The 3,161-nt window shown below is 64.9% G+C and carries 2 protein-coding genes; both read right to left on the bottom strand.

Annotation, left to right across the window (positions count from 1 at the left end):
* Nucleotides 1-473: 473 nt before the first annotated feature.
* Complete coding sequence (locus tag AC50YC_RS19730) at nt 474-962, bottom strand: hypothetical protein (RefSeq protein ID WP_494954964.1); 489 nt, start codon at nt 960-962, stop codon at nt 474-476.
* A gap of 133 nt (nt 963-1,095) precedes the next feature.
* Nucleotides 1,096-2,877 (bottom strand): hypothetical protein, encoded by a 1,782-nt coding sequence (locus AC50YC_RS19725; protein ID WP_494954963.1) that lies wholly within the window; start codon nt 2,875-2,877, stop codon nt 1,096-1,098.
* Nucleotides 2,878-3,161: the final 284 nt, after the last annotated feature.

Here is a 3,161-nt window from a genome sequence, read left to right as displayed (position 1 = left end):
GGTCAGCACCACCACCGGCACCAAAACTGCGACGCTCCCCGCCACCTTCACGCGGACCACGATCACCATACGGCTTCCGGTCACGATCCCCGCCACCACTGTACGGCGGCTTACGGTCACCGTCGCGCGCCGGGCGGTCCCCGTACGGCTTACGATCACGATCGTTGGAGGAAGGACGGTCTCCCTGGGCACCCCGGTCATCGCGGGCACGGTAGCCACGCGGATCGCCGCCGGAGTTGTTCGTGCCGCGGAATCCACCGCCGCCCGAATTCCGTCCGCTGCCAAAGTTGCCGCGGTCGTTGCCGCCGCGATTACCGTCGTTGTGCTCAGCCATGCTGGATTCCTCCTGTTGCGAGCCCCCGACTGGCACGCTGGCAGCCGTACTACTCTAGTTGCTTCTTGCCTGATGAGGTCAGATCCGTGGTGAACGGGACGCCTCGAGGCCAGCCTCTATTGTAGTCGAGTCCGGCGGGCTAGATTTTGGCCGTCTCGGCCAACTTCGTCAGCACCGCAAGTCCTTCCGGCGCATCCCACGTCGAAACGTCCTGGGGCTGGGAGACGATAAATTTCCAGACCCGGGTTCCCTCGGCGACAGCCAGAACGTGCTCCGTGGATTGGCTGAGCCGGTTGGTGGCATAGCGTGCTTCACCCCACAGGCCCGTCACTTCCGTGGGGGACATCATGGCTTCCCACGGGTCAGCTCCCGCCCGGCTTGCCTCGTCCGGATAGGTGACCGTCTCCAGGACGACCGCGTGCGTGGTCGTGCCGGAGGTGTCGAGCGGGTAGATGCAGTTTTCGTGCCTGACGCCGGCCGGGCTGACCGTCCCGGCAACTTCACCGGCCTGGATGTCCCGCGCCGCGTCGCCGAGAGCCGCCTTGATCAGTTCCACACTCAGGAGGGAACAAGCCCCGACTTCGGTGGTGGGGATCAGTGACGATCCGTCGCGGGCAGTCGGGGGCACAGAACTGGTGGGACTCGCCGCGGCTGTGGATCCCGTCGACGTCGAAGCCCCTGCGCTGGGCGCCGGGGATGACCCGCTGCATGCTGACAGACCGAACACGAGGATCAATCCGAGGCCCGTAAGCCCCGTCGTCTTAGTTGAAAACATCATCTCCGACTCCCATGATGATCCGGTCTCCGGGCACGGCCCCCTGCTGGAACCGTACGACGTCTGCTTCATTGAGGGAAATGCAACCCCAGGTGGGGACCCTGTTGGCATGAAGGAAAATCGCAAATCCGGCATTCATCTGGATAAGTGAATCCGGGGGGCGGTTGTAGTTGATCACAACGCCTTGACGGTAATCATGGGATGGCCGGGTCGCGTAGTACCACATGTTTTCGTCCGGGAAGATGTCGGCACTGGATTCGAAGTACTTGTTGTAGTTGGAGTTCAACCGGCCGCCCCAACGTGAGTACGGGTTGAGCTGGAGGTAGGAGAGCGCGGTTCCAGGGTTTCCGAGGCCGAATGCTTCGGTCACCGAGAACGAGCCGGTGGGTGAGAACTTGTTGATGGTCGGACCGGAGGCGACGCCCGGCCGGGCAAATCCGCTCTCCCCGGCGTAGCCGGCGACGCTCCATTCGACCCGGTAGGCACCGTTGGCCCGGACGCAGGTGGTGAACGTAACAGGCGTGGCTGGGTAGCTCTCGGCGATCGCGAAGGACACACGCGCCGGGCCCGCGCCCAGGTATCGCACGGCGTTGCGGTTCAATGACTCGCAGTAACCAGCAGACCGGAGGTGGTATTTGACCCCCAAGCCGGCCGTCCAGGTGAACCTGCCGTACTGGAACTCCTGTGAACACACGCTGGAGCTGGAGCAGGACTCGGCCGCGACTGGATAGCCCAGTGATCCGGTTTCCCAGCTCCTGGCCCCGTAACTGGCGAGGATCGCTCCCCACATCGGTTGGGCGCCACCGAAAGGCGACCAGTACACGACGCCGCCTTCGAAGCGCTGGACGCAACCGTCATTCCTGAGGCCGCAGGTCTCGTCGCTGATGGCATAGCCCAAACGTCCGGACTCCCAGTTGAGGGTCGCCCATCTGGCAGCAATTGCCGCCCAGGTGGCGTGGGCTCCGGTTCCGCTGGACCAGTGAACGGCACCGCCTTCGAAGCGCTGAACACAGCCGCCATTTTTCAGACCGCAGATCTCGTCGCTGGTGGGATAGCCGAGTCGCCCCGATTCCCACCTCAGCGCCGCCCATTTGGCGGCGATGGCCGCCCAGGTTGCGTAGGCCCCGCTCGCCTGGGACCAGTGAATGGCGCCGCCTTCGAAACGCTGTACACAACCGGCGTTCTTGAGCGAGCAGACTTGTTCGCTGACGGGATACCCCAGTCGCCCGGATTCCCAGTTCAGGGCGGCCCACTTTGCGGCAATGGCCGCCGTTGTGGCGTGCGCCCCCGTTGCCGTGGACCAGTGAATGGCACCGCCTTCGAAGCGCTGAACACAGCCGCTGTTCCGCAGCTCGCAGAAAACGGTGGAGGCGACGGGACCCAGCCAGCCGGACTCGCCCCCCAGGGACAACCAGTGGGCCTCGATGGCGGATCCGCCGGCCCCGACTGCAGCCACGCCCGCGGGCAGGTCTTCGGCGGTGGCCGTGCCGGTCGGACTGGGCTCAGCCGCCGGTGTGGGTGTGCCGGACGGCGCGGCCGTCGGGACAGCCTTGGTGGGCGCGGATGTCGCAGTCGGCGCGGTCGTCGCATGTGCGGAGGTGACCGAAGGGGTGGGCGAAACTGTCGGGTCTGCTCCCGGCGACGGCTGGAGGCTCGTAGCTATGGTGGGGGTGACGGCGGGTAGATCTTCAGCATGCGCCGGAACGATCGACGTCGCCGCGGCGGCCGCCAGGATTGCCGCCAACGCAATCACTCTTGGAAATTTCACTAAACCACTCCCCCAAATCGAATAGTGGACGCGGTGGTTCCACCCGGGCCGCCGTTAGCAGGCCCCACCAAATAGTAACGGGGGCAGGTATGCCGAGGGCAAGGGCGCACCGGGATCCGGGTTACCTAAATCACGCCGTGTGGCTGCTTAATTCACCGGCCGGGGCCCTGTGGTGCTGTTTGGTGGGTTAAATGCGGGAGAGCCCCGACCGTGTGGTTGGGGCTCTCGACCGTTTAATGATGTTCCGGCGGTGACCTACTCTCCCACACCCTCCCGGGTGCAGT

This window comes from Pseudarthrobacter sp. MDT1-56, from assembly GCF_059383555.1.
The sequence above is the reverse complement of the archived record's forward strand: the minus strand, read 5'-3'. Positions and strand labels throughout refer to the sequence as shown.